Here is a 23,454-nt window from a genome sequence, read left to right as displayed (position 1 = left end):
TGATGCCCGAACACCCGGCAGTACTGACCTCGAAACCCGAATGGCAGGCACTGAACGAGCGGCGGGACAAGCTGCGAAGCATAAGCATGCGGGAACTCTTCGCGCAGGATCTGGATCGGGCCAACCGGTACTTCATCGAAGGCGCCGGCCTGAGCCTGGACTTCTCCAAGAACCTGGTCACGGACGAGACCCTGACGGAACTGATGGCCCTGGCCCGCAGCTGTCGCCTGGAAGAGCGGCGCAATCAGCTTCTCAGCGGCGGCAAGCTCAACATCACGGAAAACCGGCCTGCCCTGCATACGGCGCTGCGCCATCCGGGGAATGAATCCATCCTGATCGATGGCGTGGATGTGGTTGCCGAGGTGCAACAGACCCTGGACCGCATGGAAGCCTTTGTCGACGGAGTTCTGGATGCATCGAGGACCGGTTTCACTGGCAAGGTCTTCACGGATGTGGTCAGTATCGGGATCGGCGGCTCCTACCTTGGCCCCAAGCTGGTGGGAGAATCGCTGAAGCCCTTCTGGCAAGGCAGCATGCGGTGCCATTACGTTGCCAATATCGACGGTACCGACATCTGCGAAACGCTCCGCCAGGTGAATCCGGAAACCGCCCTGTTCCTGATCCAGTCCAAGTCCTTCCGCACCCAGGAAACTCTGGAGAACAGCAAGGTGGCGCGGCAGTGGTTCCTGGACAATGGCGGTGACGAAGCTTCCATCGCCCGGCATTTCATGGCGGTAACCGCCAACGTTCCGGCGGCCGAGGACTTCGGGATTGATGCTGACAATGTTTTCCCCATGTGGGACTGGGTCGGTGGCCGCTATTCCCTCTGGTCAGCCATCGGCCTGCCCGTGGCCCTCACCGTCGGCATGGACAACTTCCGGGCCCTGCTGGCCGGGGCCCACGCCATGGACCGCCATTTCCGGGAAACACCGTTGGAGCGCAACCTGCCCGTGGTCATGGGCCTGCTCAGTGTCTGGTACAACAATTTCTGGGATGCCGAAACCCACGCCATACTGCCCTACGACCATTATCTGCGCAGCCTTCCGGACCACCTGCAGCAGCTTGACATGGAGAGTAATGGCAAGAGCGTGACCGAGGCGGGGCAGCCCGTGGATTACCAGACCGGCCCGGTGCTCTGGGGCGGAGTTGGCTCCAACGGTCAGCACGCCTATCACCAATTGATCCACCAGGGTACCCGACTGATTCCCGCGGACTTCATCATTCCCCTGAAGACCCACAATCCGGTGGCGACCCATCATGCGGACCTGTTTGCCAATTGCCTCAGTCAATCCCGGGCGATGATGGCCGGCAAGACCCTGGCCGAAGCCCGGGCAGAACTCGCTGGTGAGGGCCTGGACGAGGAAACCGTTGAAGCCCTCGCGCCTCACAAGGTGATTCCCGGTAATAAACCGAGCAACACACTGATCATGGAGACGGTCACGCCGGAAACGGTGGGGGCACTGATCGCACTCTATGAGCATCGAACCTTTGTTCAGGGCGTGATCTGGGATGTTGATTCGTTTGACCAGTGGGGCGTGGAGCTTGGCAAACAGCTAGGCAAGGGTATTCTGGCAAAGCTACTCAGCCAGGATGCCATCAGCACTGCCGGTGATAGCTCTACCGACCAGCTGATCCGCAAGTTCCGCTCAGCCAACGGTCTCTGAGATCTTCCGTCCCTGCCACACGAAATCCACCGGCCAGAGCTTCTGGCCGGTGTCATACGACCTCCAGAGCTCCCGGTAACTCTTGCCGCAGACAGGGTGCACCGCATCCGCCGCAATATCTGCCAGCGGGCGCAGCACGAAGGCATTCTTCATAATTTCGCCCCGGGGCAATTCAACGCCATCAACGATGCCGGTGCGGTCGCCGTAGGTCAGGATATCCAGGTCCAGGGTCCGGGCACTGAATTTCGGCACATCGCGCCGGCGACCGTTCTCGGCCTCCAACTGCTTGAAGCGCCGGGACAGCTCACCAACACCGAGGTCTGTATCCACCCCCACCACCAGGTTCAGAAAGGGGGAGCCGTCAAAACCGACCGATTCGCTCTCGTACACCGGGGAAATCTGCAGGTTACCGAACCAGTCCGCCAGTGCATCCAGTGCCGCAGTCACGTAACGTTCCCGATCGATATTGGTACCGATGCTGATGTAGACCCTGGCTGTTGCCGTCATTGTTTGCTTCCCCGTTCGATTCGCACACCCACTGACCGGGCCGCCGGTACCGCACCGGGCTTGCGCAGGGTCAGCGTCAGCTGCCCTACCCCGAACTCCTTTATCAAAAGATCCGCCAATACTTCTGCGGCGCGTTCCAGTAGCTGTGGTTTCAGCTCCTGCAGGCACCGGGTCACCCGCTCACTGACCGCCGCGTAATCCAGAGCATCGGCAACATCGTCGGACAGCCCTGGCCCGCGGTTATCCCAGGCCATGTCGAGATCGACCAGGATCTGCTGCGTCACATCCCGTTCCCAGTCATAAACGCCGATGACGGTTTCTACCGCCAGACCTTCGATCAGGACACTGTCTGCCAAGGGGATCTCCCGGAGTCTTCCACTCTTTGCTGATTGAAATGCACACAACCACCGGATACTGTGATCGGGCTGGCCAGTGGCAAACGGGCCGGCATTTTCGCACAGATTGCACCGACTCGTCTCCGCCTCCGGACTGACACCATGGATCTGACCAGCCCAGCCGTCGCCACCGTTGCACTTTGCACCTTTGCCTACCTGTTCGGCTCGGTTCTGTTTGCGCTGCCGGTGTGCCGGCTCTGGAAACTGCCCGATCCGAGGGCCCTTGGATCAGGCAATCCCGGCGCCACTAATGTGTATCGTAACGGCGGCTGGGCTCCGGCGCTGGTCACCCTTGCCCTCGATGCATTCAAGGGCTGGTTGCCTGTGTGGATTGCCCACGTTGCCGGGTTCTCAGCGATGGTGCAGGCGGTGGTTGCCCTGTGCGCGGTCACCGGCCACATGATCCCCCTGTTCTACCGGTTCAAGGGCGGCAAAGGAGTCGCCACCGCCCTGGGCGCGGGCCTGGCACTGGCACCGGTCACAACCCTGATCATGGCGGCGATTTGGGCTGGCGTGATGTGGCGCTGGCGTATCTCGGCTCTGGCCTCGCTGGTGGCGATCGCCTTCGGCCCGCTGATCAGCGCCCTGATCGAGCCGGAAACCCTGCCCCTGTTCGGGCTGCTGACCATCCTGATCGTGGTGCGGCACCGCAATAACCTGATCCGGCTCGCCCAGGGGCGCGAAGCCGGTTTCTGACCGCTTTCTCAGTCCACCAACCCGTTGGCGCGGGCTTCGTTGATTGGTGGCAGGGTATTCATGGGCCATCTGGGAACGGCCACGATGCGCTCGCCATCCCGCTGACCCGCCCGCATTCGCTGGGCCCCGGCATAGGCAATCATGGCGCCGTTATCGGTACAGAACTCCGGGCGGGCGTAGAACACATAGGCATGGAGTTTATGCGCCATTTTCTCGAGGCGGGCCCTCAGGCGCTTGTTGGCACTGACACCACCGGCAATCACCAGGCGCCTGCAACCAGTCTGCTCCAGCGCTCGCCGGCATTTGATGGTCAGGGTATCAACCACTGCAGTCTCGAATGCCAGGGCGATGTCGGCCTTCACCTGCTCGGAAAATTCACCAGCATCCATGGCTGCGTTCACCGTATTGAGGGTATAGGTCTTGAGCCCGCTGAAACTGAAATCCAGGCCCGGCCGATCCGTCATCGGGCGAGGGAATCGGTAACGGTCAGGTACCCCTTTCTCCGCCAGAGCGGCGACGCGGGGGCCACCCGGGTAATCCAGACCCAGCATCTTGGCGGTCTTGTCAAAGGCCTCGCCGGCGGCATCATCCACCGATTCACCCAGCATCTCGTACTCACCGATACCATCGACCCGGACCAATTGGGTGTGGCCACCGGACACCAGCAACGCCACAAACGGGAACGCCGGCGGGTTATCCTCCAGCATCGGTGCCAGCAGGTGCCCTTCCATGTGATGGACACCCAGTACCGGTACACCCAGGGCAAAACCCAGAGCATGGGCCACCGAGCCACCCACCATCAGCGCGCCCACCAGTCCTGGGCCGGCGGTATAGGCAATGCCATCGATATCCTTGCGGGTGCACCCGGCTTCCGCGATCAGCTGATCACACAGGGGCAGCAGCTTGCGCACATGGTCCCGGGATGCCAGTTCCGGCACGACACCACCGTAGTCAGCATGCATGTCGATCTGACTGAACAGAGCGTGGGCCAGCAAGCCCTTTTCAGTGTCAAACAGAGCCACGCCGGTTTCGTCACAGGAGGTTTCAATACCGAGGATTAGCATAGAATGGGGCCGCGTCAGGTTGCCGTGAATGAGAACGGAGCGCATTTTAGCAGAAACCCGAAACCGGAAGGCAGTTTCATCGAACAAACATTGACCTTGCCATCGTCCAGGCGCTATTATTGCCGCCCTAAATTATGCACTGGTCGAGTTTTAGCCAATCTGACCAGGTATCGAGCCGCACAGGCATGGCCGTGCGGAGCAAATGGAAACCGAATCTATCAGGTAGGTGATTTTCGAATGCCAGCTGTTAAAGTGAAAGAGAATGAACCGTTTGACGTAGCACTGCGTCGCTTCAAGCGCTCCTGCGAAAAGGCCGGTGTACTGTCTGAAGTGCGTCGTCGTGAGCACTACGAGAAGCCGACCGCTGTTCGCAAGCGCAAAGCAGCCGCTGCCGTTAAGCGTCATCTCAAGAAGCTTCAGCGGGAACAGCGCAAGTTCGAGCGTCTGTACTAAGCTACAACCAGACGCCGCTTGACTGCAAAGCACTGATTGCCTGTCAGCAACAGGCTGCACAGAGCGATTCAAAATGCCGCCGAGGCCTGGCTTCGGCGGCATTTTTGGCTATGGCCAACACCTGAAGTACCGGCACTGACGAGCCGGCAGACCTGGAGTCTCCATGAGTGGACTGATCCCTCAACGCTTCGTTGAAGACCTGCTGGACCGCATTGACCTTGCGGAACTGATCGGGTCCCGGATCACCCTCAAGAAAGCTGGCGCCAACTACAAGGCCTGCTGTCCCTTCCACGATGAAAAAACACCATCCTTCAACGTGCGACCGGACAAGGGTTTCTATCACTGCTTCGGCTGTGGCGCCCATGGCGATGCCATCAGTTTTGTGCGGGAATTCGAAGGCCTGGGCTTTACCGAGGCTGTGGAAGAACTCGCCAGGCGGGCCGGGCTGGAAGTGCCCTACGACCTGGCTGCGCGCCAGGAAATGCAGCAGGCCCGGACCCTGACCGACGCGCTCGACTTTACCAACCAGTTCTACCGTAACGCCCTGCGTAGTCCGGCCGGCAACTATGCCCTGGACTACCTCAAGCAGCGCGGTCTGGATGACGTGATCATGGAACGCTACCAACTGGGCTACGCCCCCGGTACCGGGACGGCACTTTACGACGCGGCGGCACAGGACCTGAAAGGCCCCTTGATCGAGACCGGCACGGTATCGGACCGTTACGGGCGGCCAAGAGACCTTTTCCGCAACCGGGTGATGTTCCCGATCCGCAATACCCGGGGCCGGACCGTAGCTTTTGGTGGGCGGACCCTGGGGGATGACAAGGCCAAGTACATCAACTCTCCGGAGTCGGATGTTTTTCACAAGAGCCGGGAAATCTACGGGCTGTTCGAGGCCCGCCAGGCCATCCGCCAGCTGGACAAGCTCCTGGTGGTGGAAGGCTACATGGACGTCATCGCCCTGGCCCAGTACGGCATCGATTACGCCGTTGCCACACTTGGCACCGCCACCAACCAGGACAGCCTGCAGGCACTGCTGAAACAGGTACGGCACGTGGTGTTCTGCTTCGACGGTGATAACGCCGGCTTCCGGGCCGCCGACCGAGCCATGGAGAATGCCCTGGAACTGATGGCGGATGGACTGCATCTGCAGTTCCTGATGCTTCCGGAGGGCGAGGATCCGGACACGTTGATTCGCAAGGAAGGCACGGAAGCGTTCCAGAAACGGATTGAAGGCGCCACGCCCCTGTCCCGCTACCTGTTCGACCGGCAGAGTGAGAGTCTGGACCTGCAGTTACCCGAACATCGGGGGGAGTTGCGCGCACGAGTGGAACCGCTGCTGAACAAAATGCCCCGCAGCACCCTCCGGGATGCCATGTGGCATGAAATGCTGCGCTTGTGCGGAGGCCGCAACCAATGGCAAAACCGCCAGCCCCAGCAGCGTGGCAAATGGCGAAACGGCGAGTACCGGGACCGGCCGACAGAAGAGCGGGTGAACGTTAAACTCAACAAGGACAGCACGCTCTGCCTGGCGCTGGTTGAAGCACCGGAACTGGCCACCGAGGTCAGCGAACTGGCCCGGCAATCTCGGCAGTTTCCCCAGGCGATGAGCCTGGCTGCCTGGATCATGGACAAGGGGATCCGGGACCGCAGCAAACTGATAGGTGCGCTGGCATTGGACCAACAGGCCCGGGACCGGTTTTACCATCTATTCGATGGTATCGAGCACATTCCCTCACGGGAAAGCACGCTGGCCTCGGCCCGCGAGCTGATCAGTCCGAGCGAGGAATCCTCGCGTCAGCAGCGGCTGGCAACGCTACTGAGGAACTTCGCGAACCTCTCCGCCGAGGAACGCAACGAACTTCGGGAGCTGAGCGGCGGCACACAGGGATAACCGCACTTGAAACTTAACCGATTGGCCACAATCTAAACAGTCGGTGGCAGAGCAACAACGTGACAGCTATAATGGCTGTTTAACTTTTTTCCTTTTAAAAGCGAGTTCACAGGGTGTCTATGTCAGGCAATTCGCAAAAATCACGTTTGAAAGACCTCATTGCACGAGGCAAAGAACAAGGTTACCTGACTTACGCCGAGGTAAACGACCACCTCCCGGAAGACATCGCCGACCCCGATCAGGTCGAAGACATCATCCGCATGATTAACGACATGGGTATCCAGGTGTGCGAGGAAACTCCCGACGCCGATACCCTGTTGATGACCGAAGGTGATTCCACCGCCGACGAAGCCGCCGCTGCCGAAGCTGCTGCCGCACTCGCCGCCGTGGAAACCGACGCCGGCCGCACCACTGACCCCGTCCGCATGTACATGCGTGAAATGGGCACCGTGGAACTGCTGACCCGCGAAGGCGAGATCGTTATTGCCAAGCGCATCGAGGAAGGTATCCGGGACGTCATGGCCGCCGTGGCCCACTTCCCCGGAACCGCCGGAACGGTTATTCAGGCCTACGGCCGCATTATCGAGAACGAAGGCCGCATCAGCGATATCGTCACCGGTTTTCTGGACCCGGATGATGCCGAACCGTTCATGGCCGAAGAGCCCGCAGCCCCGGAAGCAACCAGCACTGAAGACACGGATTCTGACGACTCGGATGACGACGACAGCTCCAGCGATGATGACAACGACAACGGTCCGGATCCGGAAGAGACCCGGCTGCGTTTCGAGCTTCTGAAAGAAAAACTGGACGCCGCCGACAAGGCACTGGAGAAATATGGCCGTTCCAACCAGAAAACCCAGGACGCCCTGAACGAGCTCGGCCAGGTTTTCGCGCCGTTCAAACTGGCAAACAAGGCCTTCGAGGAACTGGTGAATGTTGTTCGCTCCACCAACGACCTGGTGCGTGAGAACGAGCGGGCTATCATGCAGATCTGTGTGCGCGACTGTAAAATGCCGCGCAAGGATTTCATCAAGTCCTTCCCCGGTAACGAGGCCAACCTCGACTGGGCCGAGAAGATCGCCAAGAGCAAGAAGCCCTACGCTGCTGCGATCGGCGAACGTATCGATGAGATTGTGCGCCTGCAGAAGCGCATCCAGAATGTCCAGACCGAAGTGGATCTGGATGTGGCCGACATCAAGGAAATCAACCGTCGCGTGTCCATCGGTGAAGCCAAGGCCCGGCGCGCCAAGAAAGAGATGGTTGAGGCCAACCTGCGTCTGGTTATCTCCATCGCGAAGAAGTACACCAACCGTGGCCTGCAGTTCCTGGACCTGATCCAGGAAGGCAACATCGGCCTGATGAAGGCGGTGGACAAGTTCGAGTACCGTCGCGGCTACAAGTTTTCCACCTATGCCACCTGGTGGATCCGGCAGGCCATCACCCGCTCCATCGCGGACCAGGCCCGCACCATCCGGATCCCGGTGCACATGATCGAGACCATCAACAAGCTCAACCGCATCTCACGTCAGATGCTGCAGGAGATGGGCCGTGAGCCGACTCCGGAAGAGCTGGGCGAGCGCATGGACATGCCCGAGGACAAGATCCGCAAGGTACTGAAGATCGCCAAGGAACCGATCTCCATGGAAACCCCGATCGGAGATGACGAAGACAGCCATCTGGGGGATTTCATCGAGGACATCCAGGCACTCTCCCCGGTGGACTCCGCCACCGCCGAAGGCCTGCGGGAAGCCACCCGCTCGGTACTGGCCGGCCTTACCGCCCGGGAGTCCAAGGTACTGCGCATGCGCTTCGGTATCGAGATGAACACCGACCATACATTGGAAGAAGTCGGCAAGCAGTTCGACGTCACCCGCGAGCGGATTCGGCAGATCGAGGCGAAGGCCCTGCGCAAACTGCGCCACCCGTCACGCTCCGACCACCTGCGCGGCTTTATTGACGACCAGGGCAACGGATAAGCCCAACACTGCTAGCGGGCGCCAACCCTCATGGGTATAATGGCGCCCGCTTTGTTTCCTCCTTTGGAAAGCCTTCCTGACAGTATCTGCTGTATGGGCCTATAGCTCAGTTGGTTAGAGCAGGGGACTCATAATCCCTTGGTCGCTGGTTCGAGTCCAGCTGGGCCCACCACCTTACTCCCCCGCTACCTTAATCGAGAGTATTTCCAGCCCGCACTTCTTGGGTATTCCAAGCCATTTGGCACCGCTCTCTCACGACCATCCAGAATCCTACTCCTCACCTACGTCAGTGTTTTTTACATCTCCAACTTATACTCATTACCCCGTCCAGAAAAATCGTCGGATTATCAAAACCCTGAGAATATGGCGCGGGGTTTGCTTCTGGTAGTGAAGACCTCTCCGAAATGGAAAAGTCGAGAGTTTGGTGGCATGAAGCCACTTAAAATGGCAAGGGAGTTTCAGACATGAGAACGAAGAACCTATTGTTAAGCATTGGAGCAACAGCTGCACTGACGGTCAGTGGAACCGCCTTCGGCTACTATATCGACAGCGGCGCCACCAACGTCGGGGGCCTTGACACTTACCTCGACGAAACCGGCGTACTTTCCGGTGAGGCAGCGGAAACTGACTGGGTATCGGACTTCCTCGGTTTTGACGTAATTTTGACCGATAAAACCGAAGATACAAGCTTCACTGTCGTTGATGGTGAAACATCAATCATTGCATTCGAACTAAATAGCGGCCCAAGCTGGTATTTGGTCAAGGATGCTCAAACATCAATATTATTCCAGAATGTGGCCAGTCTGTTCTGGGGGGTTTTCGATCTGGCGGATCATTTCGGGACTCAAAAGCTTGAAGATTTGGAACTCAGCCACGTGACCGAATTTGACGGCGGCACGGTAACCGTGCCTGAACCCGGAACCATCGCCCTGCTCGGCCTCGGCCTTATTGGTCTTGGTCTCGCGCGCCGGAAAAACAAAGCCTCGTAAGCAAGAGTCAACTTTCTTTACACCCCTTCAAGGCTCCTCCATGAGGAGCCTTATTTGTTCCCGCAAAGAAACAACCGCTACCAAAACAAACACGCCAAAACCTGATAAGGCCATGTATTCCGACAACTTTTAGACCTGACGTCATATATACGTGGTTCTACGGACATTGATCTTTGTCAAAAAAGCCAAAGTCCCGAAAAGACAAGCCACATACACTGCAACCCTGAACCAACCTGGCGCCGCCCTCAGGAAGCACCGGCGCACGGACAAAAACAACGAGATAACGGAGTGTATCAATGGTAACTACCCCCCGGTTTTCAGTACGGGCCATGTCCCTTGCAATTGCTGCGGTCTCCGCAGGTGTTTCGCTTTCCGCCACTGCCAGCATGGGCAACCTCGGCACCACCTATGGTGTAATGCCGGTTGACGTTGCCACCGCCCAGTCCCTGTCCATGTTCAACGACCAGGTATCCGCCACCTATTACAACCCGGCGTACCTGACGAAGGATACCCGCGGTGAACTGACGGCAGGCATCCTTCACGCCGAACAGGAGCTGCGTTCTGCCAATCCCAACGCAGATGGCGACGTTCTCTCCAAGTCCCCTAGCCAACATGTCCTCATCGGCATGAAGACCAACGTTGGCTCCCTGACCCGCTTTGATCACCCGATCTACCTGGGTTTTATCGCCGGTGTTGAAAAGTACGGCAAGGAAATGCTCGCATTCAGTTCCCAAACCACTGAAACCGGTCAGTTCCTCCAATACGGCAAGGAACCGCTGTTTCTCAACATTGGCGGCGCCACGCAAATCTGGCGCGGGATTTCCGCAGGGGCCTCGGTGCGGGTAACACTGGATGCAACCGCAAATCTCTACGCCGTGTCCACACTGGGCGGCGAGACCACCCGAGAGCGTCTCTCCGTGAATGCAGAGCCCTCATTGAAAACCATCCTCGGTACAAATATTGATCTGGGAAGTACGTTCTGTCCGGACAGCGAATGCTTCCTGGATGGCTGGGAATCTGCCCTCATTTACCGGACGAAATCCTCTGCCTCTACCACGATCGACTCCAACATTATCGTCACCCAGACCATTCCTGAGCCTGGTTTGAGCCTTGCCGTGTCAACCATCGACTCTTTCCAGCCGGAAACTTTCGGTATTGGCACCCAGTACCAGGGCGAGAACTGGCGCATTGGCGGCAGCATCGAGCAACAGAACTGGTCCGAACTGGAAGATGAGTTCGCGGCCGACAGCATCAAGGATCAGGGTTCAGTGGCGGCCGCCAGCCGCATCGAATTCAACGACATCCTGATTCCACGTATCGGCGGTGAGTACCAGCTCAACAAGAATTTCACACTGCGCGGCGGCCTGGCCTATGAGGAATCCCCTCTCAAATCCACCCGCAATCCGGAAATCAACTACCTCGACACCGACAAGCTTGTCATCGGCCTTGGCATCAGCGCCACCTACGACCGCACCCGCCTGTTGGCCTACCCGGTCCGGCTTGACCTCGGCTACCAGTACCAGCAGCTACAGGAGCGTGACTTTACCCTGGTGGATTTCGACGGCAATGAAACCAACGTGAAAGCCGACGGCGATGTCCACGTGGTCGCCGGCTCCATCACCCTGAAGTTCTGAGGAGAGGTACAGCCATGAATTACAACAAGACCCTGGCACTCGTCCCCGCGATATTGCTCGCCGCCTGTGGGGGCGAGGAGCAAACCATGAAAGCCGACGTTCCGTCCGGCTCCGTAGTCTACTCATACCCGGCCGACGGCCAGACCGGAATCAGCCCCAAATCCGACATTGTGATTCGCTTCTCCCACGCCATAACCGAGGAAGAAGCAGATATTCGAAACAAGATCCGGGTCGAGGGCATCTCTGGCAACATCGACTTTACCGTCACCAAAGTCGATGGCGGGCGTAGCCTGAAACTGGAACCCACGGGTAAACTGGGCACCGGCACCGAGTACTCCATCTCCTTTGCAGAACCACTCACTGCGGCCAATGCCACTCCGGTTGGCACTCCGAATGCCGCAGGTCCGGAGGGGATTCAGTTCTCCACTCGCGCCGGCTTCACCGGCATTGCCGGGTTAGATAGCCTGTCAACGAGTTTCGAAGTGGCAGAAATGATTCCCTCCCCCGAGGGTGACCTGCAACCGATGGACTTCTCCAGTTTCCGTCTTCTGCTGACCCAGCCAATCCACCCGCAGTGGAAAGAAATGGGCGGCAGCATCGGCCTTGAGGACAATGATGGCAACGAGGTTCCGGCAAAAATTCTTGTCGACCAGCGTCGGATCACCGTTGATCCATGCCTGACCGACGAGCCTGCACAATGCGGTACCAAGGCCGATGAACTTATGGCCGGGGCCACCTACACACTCCGCATTTCCGGACTCCCGAACCTGACCAGCCCCGGGACCACTCTGGAATTTGACAAACGCTTTACCGTTCGGGAAACCGGGCCTACGGTTGTACTGTTCCAGGAGGTTGTTGACTCCGGCCTGCTAGCCGGCACCGAGCCGAGAACCTCGAAGCTCAACGGCCAGGTTATCAATGGCGTCACTCTGAACTCCGTACTTCAGGGGACGGCAGGGCCATCTCAGCAAACTGGCGGCCTCTTCGCCGAGCTTGCCTATGCGCCGGCCTTTGAGGCAGATCAGCCGTTGCCACTACGGGTTCCGCGCAGCAGTGTACTTAACAGCAGTAGCCTGGACGTGAAGATCAACGGCACTGTGCCGATCATCAATCCCGAGACGGGAGAGATTCAGCAGACCGGCAACATCAAGGTCACCATGATCTCCGATGCCAGCGGTTACCTGCTACCCAACCCCTATACCGATGACCTCAATGCGCCCCGTCACGTGAAGCTGTTCATGGACGTCGCCATGAATACCGAAGAGGCGCAGCCCAACGCGTCCCTGTCCCAGAACCTCTTGGGCGTGGAACTCAGCGGCATCGCCCTGGTTGAAGATGGTGTACTGACAATCGATGCTATCGGTGTTGTCGAGCCGAATCTGCTTGGCCAGGAATTTACCGACTCCACAATCGCTTTTCGTATCGAAGCGGCGACTGACACCGACTCTGTACTGGATGCGGAAGATCTTTGGGAGCCCGACACCACCAGCCCAACCCTGGTCAGTTGGATGCCAGGGCCGGATTCCGCCATTCCCGGTGATCGCGACCAGATGCAGCGCCCGGGTGATCCGATTGTGCTGAATTTTGATGAGCCGCTGGATGAAGAGTCACTAGCCTCAGGGTTAACGCTCTTCGCAAACAACACTTCTGTGCCGATGGATACACTTTTGGACGGAACGACCATAGCGATTAATCCGGCGGGTGGATTGAATCATGGTATCCCCTACAGCGTTCGGATCAGTCCCGAGTTAACTGACATGGCGGGGAACCCTGCTGCCGAGCGAACCCTTACGTTTGCACTCCCTGCGATTCGGGATGGGAGTGAAGCTCCCTTCGCTTCCCCAATCGCACTGACAACCTACCCCGGCTTTCCCTGCGTCACGGAAAACATGGATATTGCGAATGGAAAACATGGCACCTGTACCGATTCAGCACCAAACGGCACCGTTCGCGACGAAATTCCTGTAATGACCATGCCAAGTGATCGCCCAATTGTCGTCAAGTTTTCCCAATCCATGGATCTCGACACCATTAACGATCAATCGTTTGTAGTAGAGAGGCTGGCTGACCCTGCATCCCCGGGTTCAGTTGGCGCGGAAGAGAAGGTTTCCGGACGAATTGAGAAAAGTAACCAGCAAATCCGGTTCTATCCAGACCGGGCCTGGGAGATTGGCGCTACCTATCGATACACCATGAGGTCCGCGGTCACTGGAAACTGCGCCTCGGGTTCTATTATCTGCTCTGAGGCCGGCTTAGCCTTGCAAACCGACCTATTAGTGGATCCGAGCGATATCGGCGGACCAGACCTCTCCATATATTTCACTGGTTCATCCGCCGTTGGTAGTGTCTTCACACCACTTCGCAATCTACCGATCAGGGACACAAACTCTAACTACATAATTGATTGCGAAACCCCAGGGGGCACAGACTGCCTTGAACCCTTCGATCATGTCGCCCAAAACGAAAGTTTCCTGCCATCGGCCAACTCCAGCAAGTTAACGATCGTAGACGGACAAAGCTCTCAAGGCCCGGCAAGGGTCGGTTGCTCCCCTGACGGAGCGGACTGCCCAAAAAACAAATTCATCTACCAAACTTATGGCCTTGATACGGAAGTCATTGGACCAGCTATTGACGAGAATGGGGACACGATCGGTGTTCGTGTTCTGCTCTATCCAACACTATTGGCGACCACGTCGGCTCGAGTCATTGTTAGTGCGAACCTCATGCTGGGGAGTGACATAACGTCAGATACAGGCACTCAAATTCTGAGAATGACTTATGGCCAGCCAACCGAAGACAATCCCCTCGGACTGGTCGAAGGTGTCATCGTTGAGGGCGCCGACAGAGGTCCTGTGTTCCAGGCCCAAGCGGATCTTACCCTGGATGCACCGAACCTGAGTGGCGTAACAAGCCACGATGTATACAGTAAACCGCTGACACTGCAACTAGAGGGTCCGATCACATTCTTTGACGATGGCCGTATGCAAATTGAACAGCGTAATTTGGTTGCCGAGGATATTACGGTTAACGCTGTATCGTTCGGGCTCGTTCCAGTCGAAATTCCATTACGCATTCCTTCTGGAGGAACCTTACTGAACTTCATCTCCAACCCGATCAAGGAGATCCCGGCCAAGCAATAATCTGAGATGCCTCCGCTTAGACCAGTCTTCGGACTGGCCTTTTTTTATAGCTGTGTCCCCTCCTGACTTTTCCCCTCCCCCGCCAAACCTGATAATCTGGTTGCAGAACGAAACTTGCTGCCATAAAAACAATTCCCGGGGGATTCCATGGACAACGGCACTCACTACCGGACCTGCCACCTTTGCGAGGCCATGTGCGGCGTGGCCATCGAGCTGAAGGACGGCCGCATTGCCTCCATCAGGGGTGACGAGAACGATCCCCTGAGCAAGGGTCATATTTGCCCGAAAGCCGTTGCCTTGCAGGATCTCCATGAGGATCCGGAACGGCTGCGCCAGCCCATGCGCAAGACGGCGAGTGGCTGGCAGAAGATCGGCTGGGACGACGCCTTTGACCTGGTTGCCCGGCGCCTTCACCAGACCCGCAAGGAGCACGGCCGCAACAGTATCGGGGTCTACCTGGGCAATCCCAACGTCCATAATCATGGCTCGCTGGTCGTCACCATGCCGTTCCTGCGCGCCATTGGCACTCAGAACCGGTTTTCCGCCACGTCCAATGACCAGCTGCCCCACATGCTTGCCAGCCTGGAAATGTTCGGGCACCAGATCCTGTTTCCCATTCCGGATATCGACAATACCGACCTGTTCATCTGTATCGGCGCGAACCCCATGGCCTCGAATGGTAGCCTGATGACGGTGCCGGATGTGCGGGGCCGGTTGAAGGCACTGAAGCAGCGTGGTGGAAAATTGGTGGTAATCGACCCTCGGCGTACGGAAACCGCCAAGCTGGCCGATGAGTTTCACTTCATCAGGCCGGGCAACGATGCCCTGCTGCTGATGGCCATGGTGAATACCCTGTTCGAGGAGAATCTGGTGGATCCGGGTCCGGCGGAACGTCTCGTCAAGGATCTCGAGTTACTGCAGCTGGCTGCCGTCCCCTACACGCCGGAAGCGGTGAGCGGCCACACGGGCATCGAAGCCGAGACCATCCGTGACCTGGCCCGCCAACTCGCTTCCACCCGCAAGGCTGCCCTGTATTCAAGGATGGGCACCAGCACCCAGGCCTTCGGCGGCCTCGCGACATGGCTGGCCTACTGCCTGAACATCCTGACCGGAAAGCTCGACTCGGTGGGAGGGGTGCTGTTCACCCAGCCGGCCATTGATCTGGTGGCGCTGGCGGCCATGAGCGGCCAGAACGGGCATTTCGACAAGCGCCGAAGCCGGGTCCGGGATCTTCCCGAGTTTGCCGGTGAATACCCCGCCAGCACCATGGCGGACGAGATCCTTACGCCGGGTGATGGCCAGATCCGGGCCTTTGTGACGGTTGCCGGTAATCCGGTGCTCTCCAGTCCCAATGGCCGGCGCCTGGAGCAGGCGTTCGAGAAACTCGATTTCATGGTCTCGGTGGACTATTACCTGAACGAAACCACCCGCCACGCCGATGTCATCCTGCCGCCCACCGCCGCGCTGGAGCGCAGTCATTACGACCTGATCTTCAGCATGTTTGCGGTGCGCAATTACGCCAAATACAGCGACGCCCTGTTCGAACCCCGCGAAGACGCGAAGCACGACTGGCAGATTCTCCTGGAACTGGCCCACCGTCTGGAACAGCAGCGCAAGGGCGGCCGCTTGCCCTTGCGATCGGAACTGGGCTGGCGCGCCTTCAAGCAGATCGGCCCGGACCCGATCCTGGATCTGTTGCTGCGTTCCGGCCCCTACGGCGCCGATACCGGTCCGGCCCGGAAATTCCTCCAGCCTGCGGTTGATCTGGTGCTGGATATTCTGCCCGAGCGTCACCCGCTTCGGGGGCTGGCGCGGCTGAGTCCGGTTAACCGGCAGTGGAACGCCCTGCCCAAGGGCCTCTCCCTCTCGGCACTCAGGGACAACCCCCACGGAGTGGATCTCGGCCCGCTCCAGCCATCCCTGCCGGACCGGCTGTTCACCCGGGACGGGTTCATCCACCTTGCGCCCCGGCGCTACCTGCAGGATCTCGGCCGCCTTCACAAACACCTGGTGTCAGAACCGGATGATCAGCTATGCCTGATCGGCCGCCGGCACGTGCGCAGTAACAACTCCTGGATGCACAACAGTCGCCGACTGGTCAAAGGCAAGGATCGGTGCACACTGATGCTGCATCCGGATGATGCCGCGCGCCTTGGCCTTCAGGCCGGGGAATCTGCCGAGGTCCAGGGCGCCGGTGAGACTATCGTGCTGCCGGTCGAGATTACCCCGGACATCATGCCGGGGGTGGCGTCCATACCCCATGGCTGGGGCCATGACCGTCAGGGTACCGGCCTCTCGGTGGCAAGCGCCCATGCCGGCGCATCGATCAATGACGTGCTGGAGGACAACCGAAGAGACCAACTGTCCGGAACTTCCGTATTGAATGGCCAGTCCGTAACTGTCAGAGTCTGGCGTTCCGGAAAGCAACGCCGTTCCGCGTGATCGAGCAAGGAGATAGCATGCCTGTTTGGCTACAGTGGACCCTTATTATTGCCGGCCTGATTGCCATATTCTGCCTGATCTGGTTTATCCGGAAACAGATGAGTGTGCTCTCCGAGGGGCGCCGGCGCCGGGAAAAAGCCGAGGCGTTCCAGGCGAAGCGTCGTGAGGACATGATTGGCAGTATCCGCGTCATTGCCATGGCCGTGGAGGAGGATCAGATCGAGTACTCCGAAGCCTGCCTGCGAATCAAAGGACTGCTGGACCACGTGGCACCGCATCTGCTGGAGGCGGCCCCCTACCGGATCTTCCAGACGGTTCACGAAAAACTGGAACATATGCCCACCCACCGGGCCCGGCAGGCAACCGAGACTCGATTCGTAGAAAAGATGGACAAGGAACGCTTCGAAGTCGAAGAAACCCACGCCGACGAAATCCGCCGGGCGGCGACGGCGATTCGCCATCATCAATTCGACTAATCAGCGGAAACCTAACTGGTCAGACCTCATTTTTGTAAAGTTTTGTAACATTGAAAACCGGAAAACCTGAGCTTTAGTTATTTAAGTCAATAACTTATGGAAATTGATAAAACTGAGGATTGACTCACACCCTTCACACCCAAAACTGTTGACTTTTCTTTTTGTCTTCCTGATCTAAGTTTTAAACAGGGTGTCGCCAAAATCGGCGGCGATAACGCCCTACGTTGTTTTCTCCTGATAAGTCAGGACGACTCTGCAAATAGCAGGTAAGCTTGCCGGCCATTGGGCCGGCTTTTTTTCGTGGTCACAGGCCTGGCGGCGGTTTATCGGCGTCCCCGGTCACGACAAGAATGCTGTCTTCGCCCCTCAGCAACTCCCGGAACTGCCTGATAACACGCTCGGGGTCCAGGCCAAGTTCGTCGTAGAGGGCCTCCGGTACCTCCGCGGTCACCCTGCCGGTGACTCCCAATACCGCCAGGTGCTGCCGACATAGCCAGAGCAGCCTAGGGTAAACCTGGTGCGGCCCCTGATAGGAGGGATCATTCTGGTGCCGGATCGCCACGATGACCTCCTCGGGCATGCCCCAGCTCTCCATCAGTCGGGCCGCGACATCATTCCGGCTGATGCCCAGCAGGTAATACTCGATCACCGAGGGATCGAAGTGGGGATTCACTTCCTGGGCCCGGGAGACCAGTCGGTGATGGGGCGGGAAGATCTGGGCCAGCGCCAGTTCTCCGAAGTTGTGCAACAGCCCTGCCAGATAAGTCAGGCCAAAGGTCGGGCGCGTGCCCCTTGGCATCATACTGGCCAGGATCCCGGCTGACTGTGCCTGCCAGAGTGCCCTCCGCCAATACCCGGTATAGCTCTCACCACCATCGGTAGACTGCTTGAGGCCCCGACCCATGGACAACCCCATGGACAGGTTCATCACCAGGTCAAAGCCCAGCACCCGGGAGACTGCATCGTGAACTGATCGAACATGGCCGGCTGCACCATAGAACGAAGACGAGGCCCAACTGACCACCTGGGCCGCCAGGCTGGGGTCACTCTCAACAACATCCACCAGGTCGCTCATCACTGCATTGGGGTCCACCCGCAGGTGTACGATGCGCTGTGCTGTTTCCGGCATCGGGGGCAACTCCAGGGTATCTTCCAGACGTTGCTGGATTCTCAGGGCGGTGAACTTCTTGATGCTGGAGTGGAACTGGTCCGCGCCAACGGCGGACTTTTTTCCAGGCACAGAAATCAGGGCAGGATCGACGGCAAAGGAACAGTGCCAGGCCGCTTCCGTCAGGGAGCGGAAGTCACTGGCCACCATCACAATCGCCAGATTCTGCCCGGCCAGTTCCAGCGAAACGGTATCCAGGTCCCGGACCCGGAAATCCACCACCGTCGGGAGTTCGGTCAGAGACGGCAGCGCAGGCAGGTCGGAAAGGCCGGTCCGCTCCATAATACGCCGCTGCTCCGGACGCTCCATAAGCCGCAAGTCACGGCCAAGTTGCTGGTTAAGCTGCTCGAGGTCGATCAGGTCATGCTTGCGACAGATCACCTGCAGGCTTCCCTGTTCATCACTGAGCAACAGCATCCGCAATGCCGACCGCGAATCAGCCTGGCGGACAGTCGTCAATGACACGCGTTGGGCAGAATTTCCAAGAGCCTGCCGCACCGCGAGGGGTAGTTCCATAAAGATCTCCCTGGTTCAGACGTCGCCATAGCGTATTCGTTCGCCCAGCCAACGGCGAATCAGTGCATTGACAACATCAGGGTGCTTCATCAGCGAAGGGGCCATCTCCCTGACCGGCTCAATCCAGCCCTTATCCCTTTCAAAATCCGCAAGCCGGAATTGCATCATGCCCGTTTGACGGGTTCCAAGGACCTCGCCGGGACCGCGGATTTCCAGGTCTTTTTCGGCAATGACGAAACCGTCCTGACTGTCCCTGAGCGCCTGCAACCGTGCCTTGCCGTTGACCGACAGCGGCGGGTGGTAGAGCAACACACAGAAACTGGCCAGCTCACCACGGCCGACCCGCCCTCGCAACTGGTGTAACTGGGCCAGGCCAAGACGCTCCGGATTTTCGATGATGATGAGCGAGGCATTGGGCACATCCACCCCCACTTCAATCACCGTGGTCGCCACCAACAAATCCAGCTCACCGGCCTTGAAACGCTCCATCACCTCAGCTTTGTCCTGGGTTTTCAGTCGACCGTGGACAAGGCCAACCTGCAACCCCGTGAGCCGTTCCGAAAGTTCCCGGGCTGTCACCTCCGCCGCCTGACATTGCAGCGCTTCGGACTCTTCAATCAGCGTACAGACCCAATAGGACTGGCGGCCATCCCGGCAGGCGCTGCGCACCCGCTCAATCACATCATCGCGTCGACTGTCGGAAATCACAATAGTCTCAATGGGCTTACGCCCGGGCGGCAATTCATCGATGACCGACGTATCGAGATCGGCATAGGCACTCATTGCAAGGGTGCGGGGAATCGGCGTTGCGGTCATGATCAACTGGTGGGGCGCGAGGGAACCGCCCACGCCCTTTTCCCTCAGCGCCAAACGCTGGTGAACGCCGAACCGGTGCTGCTCGTCCACGATCACCAGCGCCAGCCGGTCGAACCGGACGTCCTCCTGAAACAGCGCATGGGTACCGATCACTACCGGGGCATCTCCGGAGCTCACGGCATCAAGAACTTCTTGCCGGGCTTTGCCCTTGACCTTCCCGGAGAGCCAGGCCAGTTGGATACCCAAAGGCTCCAGCCAGCCACGGAAATTCTGGTAATGCTGCTCCGCCAGTATCTCGGTGGGCGCCATCAGGACCACCTGGGCACCCGCACTGATCGCCTGCAGCGCCGCCAGTGCGGCCACCACAGTCTTACCCGAGCCGACGTCACCCTGGACCAGCCTGAGCATCGGGATGGGCTGACTCAGGTCCTGACGGATATCAGTCATGACATGTTTCTGGGCGCCAGTCAGGGCAAACGGGAGGCTGTCGAGAAAGCGGGCGGCAAGATCCCCGGTTGGCAGAAGTGGCAGTGCCTCCCGCGTTCGGACCTGTTCGCGCACCTGCAGAAGACTGAGCTGGTGCGCCAGCAATTCTTCCATCACCAGGCGTTGCTGCGCGGGATGCTTGCCCTCCATCAGCAGATGGACGGGCGCGTTCGCCGGTGGTGCATGGACCAGCCTGACCGCCTCGGTGATGCCAGGAAGCTGGTAATCCGCCAGCAGGCCTGCTGGCAGCCAGTCCCGAATGGGAAACCGGTCCAGGTAGGTCAGTGCCTGCTGACAGAGATTTCTCACTCTGGGCTGCTGGATGCCCTCGGTGAGCGGATATACTGGAGTCAGGGTTGCCAGGCCTTCCGGCGGCATGGGCGGCGGATTCACCTGGTACTCCGGGTGGTAGAACTCGTATCCGGCCCGACCTGGCCTGACTTCCCCGAAGCAGCGAACCCGGGCGCCCTCGGACAGCTGGTTCTTCTGGGCGGCGTTGAAGTGAAAAAAGCGCATGACCAGGAAACCACTGCTATCCCTGAGCGTCACCTGAAGGCTGCGGCGCCGGCCCATGACCAGGTCCGTCTTCATCACTTCGCCCTCCACCACGGCCACATCGCCGATGCGGAGGTTGCCCATGAGGACCACCCGGGTGCGATCCTCGTACCGGTGAGGCAGATGAAACAGAAGGTCCTGCAGGGATTCGATGCCCAGCTTGGCGAGCTTCTCCGCCAAGGCGTTTCCAACGCCCTTGAGTTGAGTGACGGGGATGTCGTCCAGTGCCGTCATAGGGAGCTCAGGCGGATTCGGCTACGGCCGGATTATCCGTTTTCGCTTTCTCTACGACCCTGCACTGACTGGCCGCGAGGGATAACACATCAATGGCCTTGGGTCGCGGGAAGGTTACCCGCCAGGCCAGAGCCACCGTCCGGAATGGTACCGGCGGGGCAAACGGCCTGACGGCGAGGATGTCTTCGTGATACTGCATGGCCGTGGCCGCGGAGAGGGGCAACACGGTAACTCCAAGCCCTGAAGCCACCATGTGGCGAATGGTTTCCAGGGAGCTGCCTTCGGTCACCAGCGAGGGAGAGCCGTTGTCCACCCGCTTGGTAATCGCCTCGACCATGGGCGGGCAGGATTCCAGTACCTGGTCCCGGAAGCAGTGCCCCGGGCCCAGCAGCAACAGTTGTTCCTTTGCCAGCTCCTCGGCGTTGAGCTGTTCCTTTTTGGCCAGCGGATGACCGGCTGGGAGCAGAACCACAAAGGGCTCGTCATAAAGTGGCAGCGTCAGCACTTCCGGCTCTTCGAATGGCAGGGCAATGATAATTGCGTCCAGCTCGGACTGCCGCAGCTTCTGGCGAAGATTGGCCGTGTAGTTCTCCTCAATATACAAGGGCATATCCGGTGCCGCCCGACGCAACTCAGGTAACAGGTGCGGGAACAGATAAGGACCGATGGTGTAGATGGCACCGACCTTCAGTGGTGAATTCAGCTGGTTTTTGCCGTCCTGGGCCATGTCCCTGATCACATTCACCTGATCCAGAACCCTCTGGGCCTGCTCTATGATGCGTTCACCGCTCTCCGTCACCCGGATGCTGCTTTTGCTCCGCTCAAACAGAGGAATACCCAGCTCATCCTCGAGCTTCTTGACGGCAACACTGAGCGTCGGCTGGCTGACATGACATCGCTCCGCTGCCCTGCCAAAATGCCTTTCGCGGGCGAGGGTAACGACGTATCGTAACTCGGTAAGAGTCATGGTGAGCTCCGGTCGGATAGGTACGGGTCGAAGTTTCACTTATTTATGAGGTAAAGCATAAGGATTGAAATTGTCTATGGCAATCACTGAGAACGGGCTTTTACCACGGATCCTGGTCGCCGGGTGCGGGAAACTTGGTGGCAGTATTGCCAGCGCCTTGCTCGACAATGCCGAGGTGTTCGGTCTGCGCCGGGATGCAAACAAGATACCCGGAGGAGTCGTCGGTATCAGTGCCGATCTGACCCGTCCGGAAACACTCGAGGGCAACCTTCCGGACCGTCTGGATATCGTCATTTACTGCCTGACACCCTCCAGCTATGACGAAGACGGCTACCGGAACGCCTATGTCACCGGGCTGGCCAACCTGCTCGAGGCAATCGGAAATCAGTCACTGAAGCGCCTGATCTTCATCAGCAGCACCAGCGTTTACGCCCAGGATGATGACGGATGGGTGGATGAGAACAGCGAGACGACGCCGGCAAAATTCAGTGGGCAGCAAATCATCGCTGGCGAACAGACCGCGCTCGACAGTCTCCACCCGGCCACCATCGTGCGCTTCAGCGGGATCTACGGGCCCAGCCGCCAACGCTTCCTGGAGGAGGTTCTGGAAGGGCGCATGAATCCCCAATCGCCCGCGCCTTTCAGTAACCGGATCCACGAAGTAGACGCTGCACGGGTGATCGTTCATCTGGTGGACCGGGCTCTGGCGGGCAAGACACTGGAACCTGTTTACATCGCCAGTGATTGTGAGCCCGTCAGGCTGGATGACGTGGTCAACTGGGTCCGTGAGCAGCTTGCCTGCAAAGCGCCTCAGGCGGGTGCGCGCAAGGGAGGCCGGGCTGGGAGTAAGCGATGCAGTAACAGGAGGTTATTGGACAGCGGATTTACGTTCCGGTACCCCGATTTCCGGGCGGGGTACCGGGAGATGATCGACAGCCTCAGCTGAGCACCATCACTGCTTCCATCTCGACGGGGACACCCTTCGGCAGTGCCGCTACGCCAACGGCGGCACGGGCCGGATACGGCTCCTGGAAGTAAGTCGCCATGATCTCATTGACGGTGGCGAAATTGGACAGATCCGTCATGTAGATATTGAGCTTGACGATATCCTTTAGCTCACCGCCGGCTGCTTCACAGACGGCCTTGAGGTTCTCGAATACCTGACGGGTCTTGGCGGAGAAATCCCCCGGAACCACTTCCATGGTTTCCGGATCCAGCGGAATCTGACCGGAAAGGTAGACAGTGTCCCCGGCCTTGACCGCCTGCGAGTATGTGCCAATCGCCTGGGGCGCATTTTCGGTCTGGATTACGGATTTGTTGGTCATGATGTCAGAATTCCTCTCTTCCAAAACGCCAATGCTCGCCGCTCACGGCCGCAACTG

17 protein-coding genes, 1 tRNA gene and 1 pseudogene are annotated in these 23,454 nt (G+C 58.8%); 12 read left to right on the top strand and 7 right to left on the bottom strand.

Annotated features, from left to right (window positions below; translation table 11 throughout):
* Positions 1-2: 2 nt before the first annotated feature.
* Positions 3-1,664 (top strand): glucose-6-phosphate isomerase, encoded by a 1,662-nt coding sequence (gene pgi / locus R6W86_RS04535; RefSeq protein ID WP_410328194.1) that lies wholly within the window; start codon positions 3-5, stop codon positions 1,662-1,664.
* On the opposite strand, the gene folK is transcribed toward pgi, so the two are convergent.
* Both folK and folB read right to left on the bottom strand, forming a co-directional pair.
* A complete protein-coding gene (gene folK / locus R6W86_RS04530) occupies positions 1,647-2,171 on the bottom strand; it encodes a 2-amino-4-hydroxy-6-hydroxymethyldihydropteridine diphosphokinase (RefSeq protein ID WP_410328193.1) in 525 nt (174 codons plus the stop codon). The genes pgi and folK overlap by 18 nt on opposite strands.
* Complete coding sequence (gene folB, locus R6W86_RS04525; protein WP_410328192.1) at positions 2,168-2,527, bottom strand: dihydroneopterin aldolase; 360 nt, start codon at positions 2,525-2,527, stop codon at positions 2,168-2,170. Before folB ends, folK begins: the two co-directional genes overlap by 4 nt.
* Before the next feature lie 141 nt (positions 2,528-2,668).
* Between folB and plsY the strand changes: the two genes are divergently transcribed.
* The gene (gene plsY, locus R6W86_RS04520) at positions 2,669-3,262 is read left to right on the top strand and encodes a glycerol-3-phosphate 1-O-acyltransferase PlsY (RefSeq protein ID WP_410328191.1); all 594 of its coding nucleotides are present in this window, start codon (positions 2,669-2,671) and stop codon (positions 3,260-3,262) included.
* An 8-nt stretch (positions 3,263-3,270) separates the two neighbouring features.
* On the opposite strand, the gene tsaD is transcribed toward plsY, so the two are convergent.
* On the bottom strand, positions 3,271-4,326 hold the full coding sequence (gene tsaD, locus R6W86_RS04515; RefSeq protein ID WP_410328190.1) for a tRNA (adenosine(37)-N6)-threonylcarbamoyltransferase complex transferase subunit TsaD: 1,056 nt from the start codon (positions 4,324-4,326) through the stop codon (positions 3,271-3,273).
* Between the two features lie 237 nt (positions 4,327-4,563).
* On the opposite strand from tsaD, the gene rpsU reads away from it, so the two are divergent.
* The 9 genes and pseudogenes from rpsU to R6W86_RS04470 all read left to right on the top strand — a co-directional run bounded on the left by rpsU (position 4,564) and on the right by R6W86_RS04470 (position 17,330).
* Complete coding sequence (gene rpsU / locus R6W86_RS04510) at positions 4,564-4,779, top strand: 30S ribosomal protein S21 (RefSeq protein WP_007153483.1); 216 nt, start codon at positions 4,564-4,566, stop codon at positions 4,777-4,779.
* Positions 4,780-4,942: 163 nt separating this feature from the next.
* Positions 4,943-6,673 (top strand): DNA primase, encoded by a 1,731-nt coding sequence (dnaG, locus tag R6W86_RS04505; RefSeq protein WP_410328189.1) that lies wholly within the window; start codon positions 4,943-4,945, stop codon positions 6,671-6,673.
* A 119-nt stretch (positions 6,674-6,792) separates the two neighbouring features.
* Positions 6,793-8,649: an RNA polymerase sigma factor RpoD gene (rpoD, locus tag R6W86_RS04500; protein WP_410328188.1), complete on the top strand. Its 1,857-nt coding sequence runs from the start codon at positions 6,793-6,795 to the stop codon at positions 8,647-8,649.
* 95 nt (positions 8,650-8,744) lie between these two features.
* Positions 8,745-8,821, top strand: a tRNA-Ile gene (locus R6W86_RS04495).
* Positions 8,822-9,545: 724 nt separating this feature from the next.
* Positions 9,546-9,638, top strand: a pseudogene (locus tag R6W86_RS04490) (PEP-CTERM sorting domain-containing protein); the annotation flags it as partial.
* A gap of 296 nt (positions 9,639-9,934) precedes the next feature.
* Complete coding sequence (aupA, locus tag R6W86_RS04485) at positions 9,935-11,272, top strand: alkane uptake protein AupA (protein ID WP_410328187.1); 1,338 nt, start codon at positions 9,935-9,937, stop codon at positions 11,270-11,272.
* Positions 11,273-11,286: 14 nt separating this feature from the next.
* Entirely contained in the window at positions 11,287-14,412 is a 3,126-nt protein-coding gene (locus tag R6W86_RS04480; RefSeq protein WP_410328186.1) for an Ig-like domain-containing protein, read from the top strand.
* A gap of 147 nt (positions 14,413-14,559) precedes the next feature.
* Positions 14,560-16,854, top strand: a complete 2,295-nt coding sequence (locus tag R6W86_RS04475; protein WP_410328185.1) for a molybdopterin-dependent oxidoreductase — start codon at positions 14,560-14,562, stop codon at positions 16,852-16,854.
* Positions 16,855-16,871: 17 nt separating this feature from the next.
* Complete coding sequence (locus tag R6W86_RS04470; RefSeq protein WP_410328184.1) at positions 16,872-17,330, top strand: DUF2489 domain-containing protein; 459 nt, start codon at positions 16,872-16,874, stop codon at positions 17,328-17,330.
* Positions 17,331-17,634: 304 nt separating this feature from the next.
* On the opposite strand, the gene R6W86_RS04465 is transcribed toward R6W86_RS04470, so the two are convergent.
* The 3 genes from R6W86_RS04465 to R6W86_RS04455 are packed head-to-tail and all read right to left on the bottom strand — an operon-like array spanning position 17,635 to position 22,072.
* Positions 17,635-19,014 (bottom strand): HDOD domain-containing protein, encoded by a 1,380-nt coding sequence (locus R6W86_RS04465; protein WP_410328183.1) that lies wholly within the window; start codon positions 19,012-19,014, stop codon positions 17,635-17,637.
* Positions 19,015-19,029: 15 nt separating this feature from the next.
* Positions 19,030-21,105, bottom strand: coding sequence for an ATP-dependent DNA helicase RecG (recG, locus tag R6W86_RS04460; protein WP_410328182.1), 2,076 nt, complete (start codon positions 21,103-21,105; stop codon positions 19,030-19,032).
* A 7-nt stretch (positions 21,106-21,112) separates the two neighbouring features.
* Positions 21,113-22,072 carry a hydrogen peroxide-inducible genes activator gene (locus R6W86_RS04455; RefSeq protein WP_410328181.1) on the bottom strand — a complete coding sequence of 320 codons (960 nt, stop codon included), beginning with the start codon at positions 22,070-22,072 and terminating at the stop codon, positions 21,113-21,115.
* A 76-nt stretch (positions 22,073-22,148) separates the two neighbouring features.
* Here R6W86_RS04455 and R6W86_RS04450 point away from each other — a divergent pair, with 76 nt between their 5' ends.
* Positions 22,149-23,018 carry an NAD-dependent epimerase/dehydratase family protein gene (locus tag R6W86_RS04450; RefSeq protein WP_410328180.1) on the top strand — a complete coding sequence of 290 codons (870 nt, stop codon included), beginning with the start codon at positions 22,149-22,151 and terminating at the stop codon, positions 23,016-23,018.
* Here R6W86_RS04450 and R6W86_RS04445 read toward each other — a convergent pair.
* The gene (locus R6W86_RS04445; RefSeq protein ID WP_410328179.1) at positions 23,011-23,397 is read right to left on the bottom strand and encodes a RidA family protein; all 387 of its coding nucleotides are present in this window, start codon (positions 23,395-23,397) and stop codon (positions 23,011-23,013) included. The genes R6W86_RS04450 and R6W86_RS04445 overlap by 8 nt on opposite strands.
* Positions 23,398-23,454 lie beyond the last annotated feature (57 nt).

Source organism: Marinobacter sp. (assembly GCF_046484525.1).
GTDB lineage: Bacteria > Pseudomonadota > Gammaproteobacteria > Pseudomonadales > Oleiphilaceae > Marinobacter.
The sequence above is the reverse complement of the archived record's forward strand: the minus strand, read 5'-3'. Positions and strand labels throughout refer to the sequence as shown.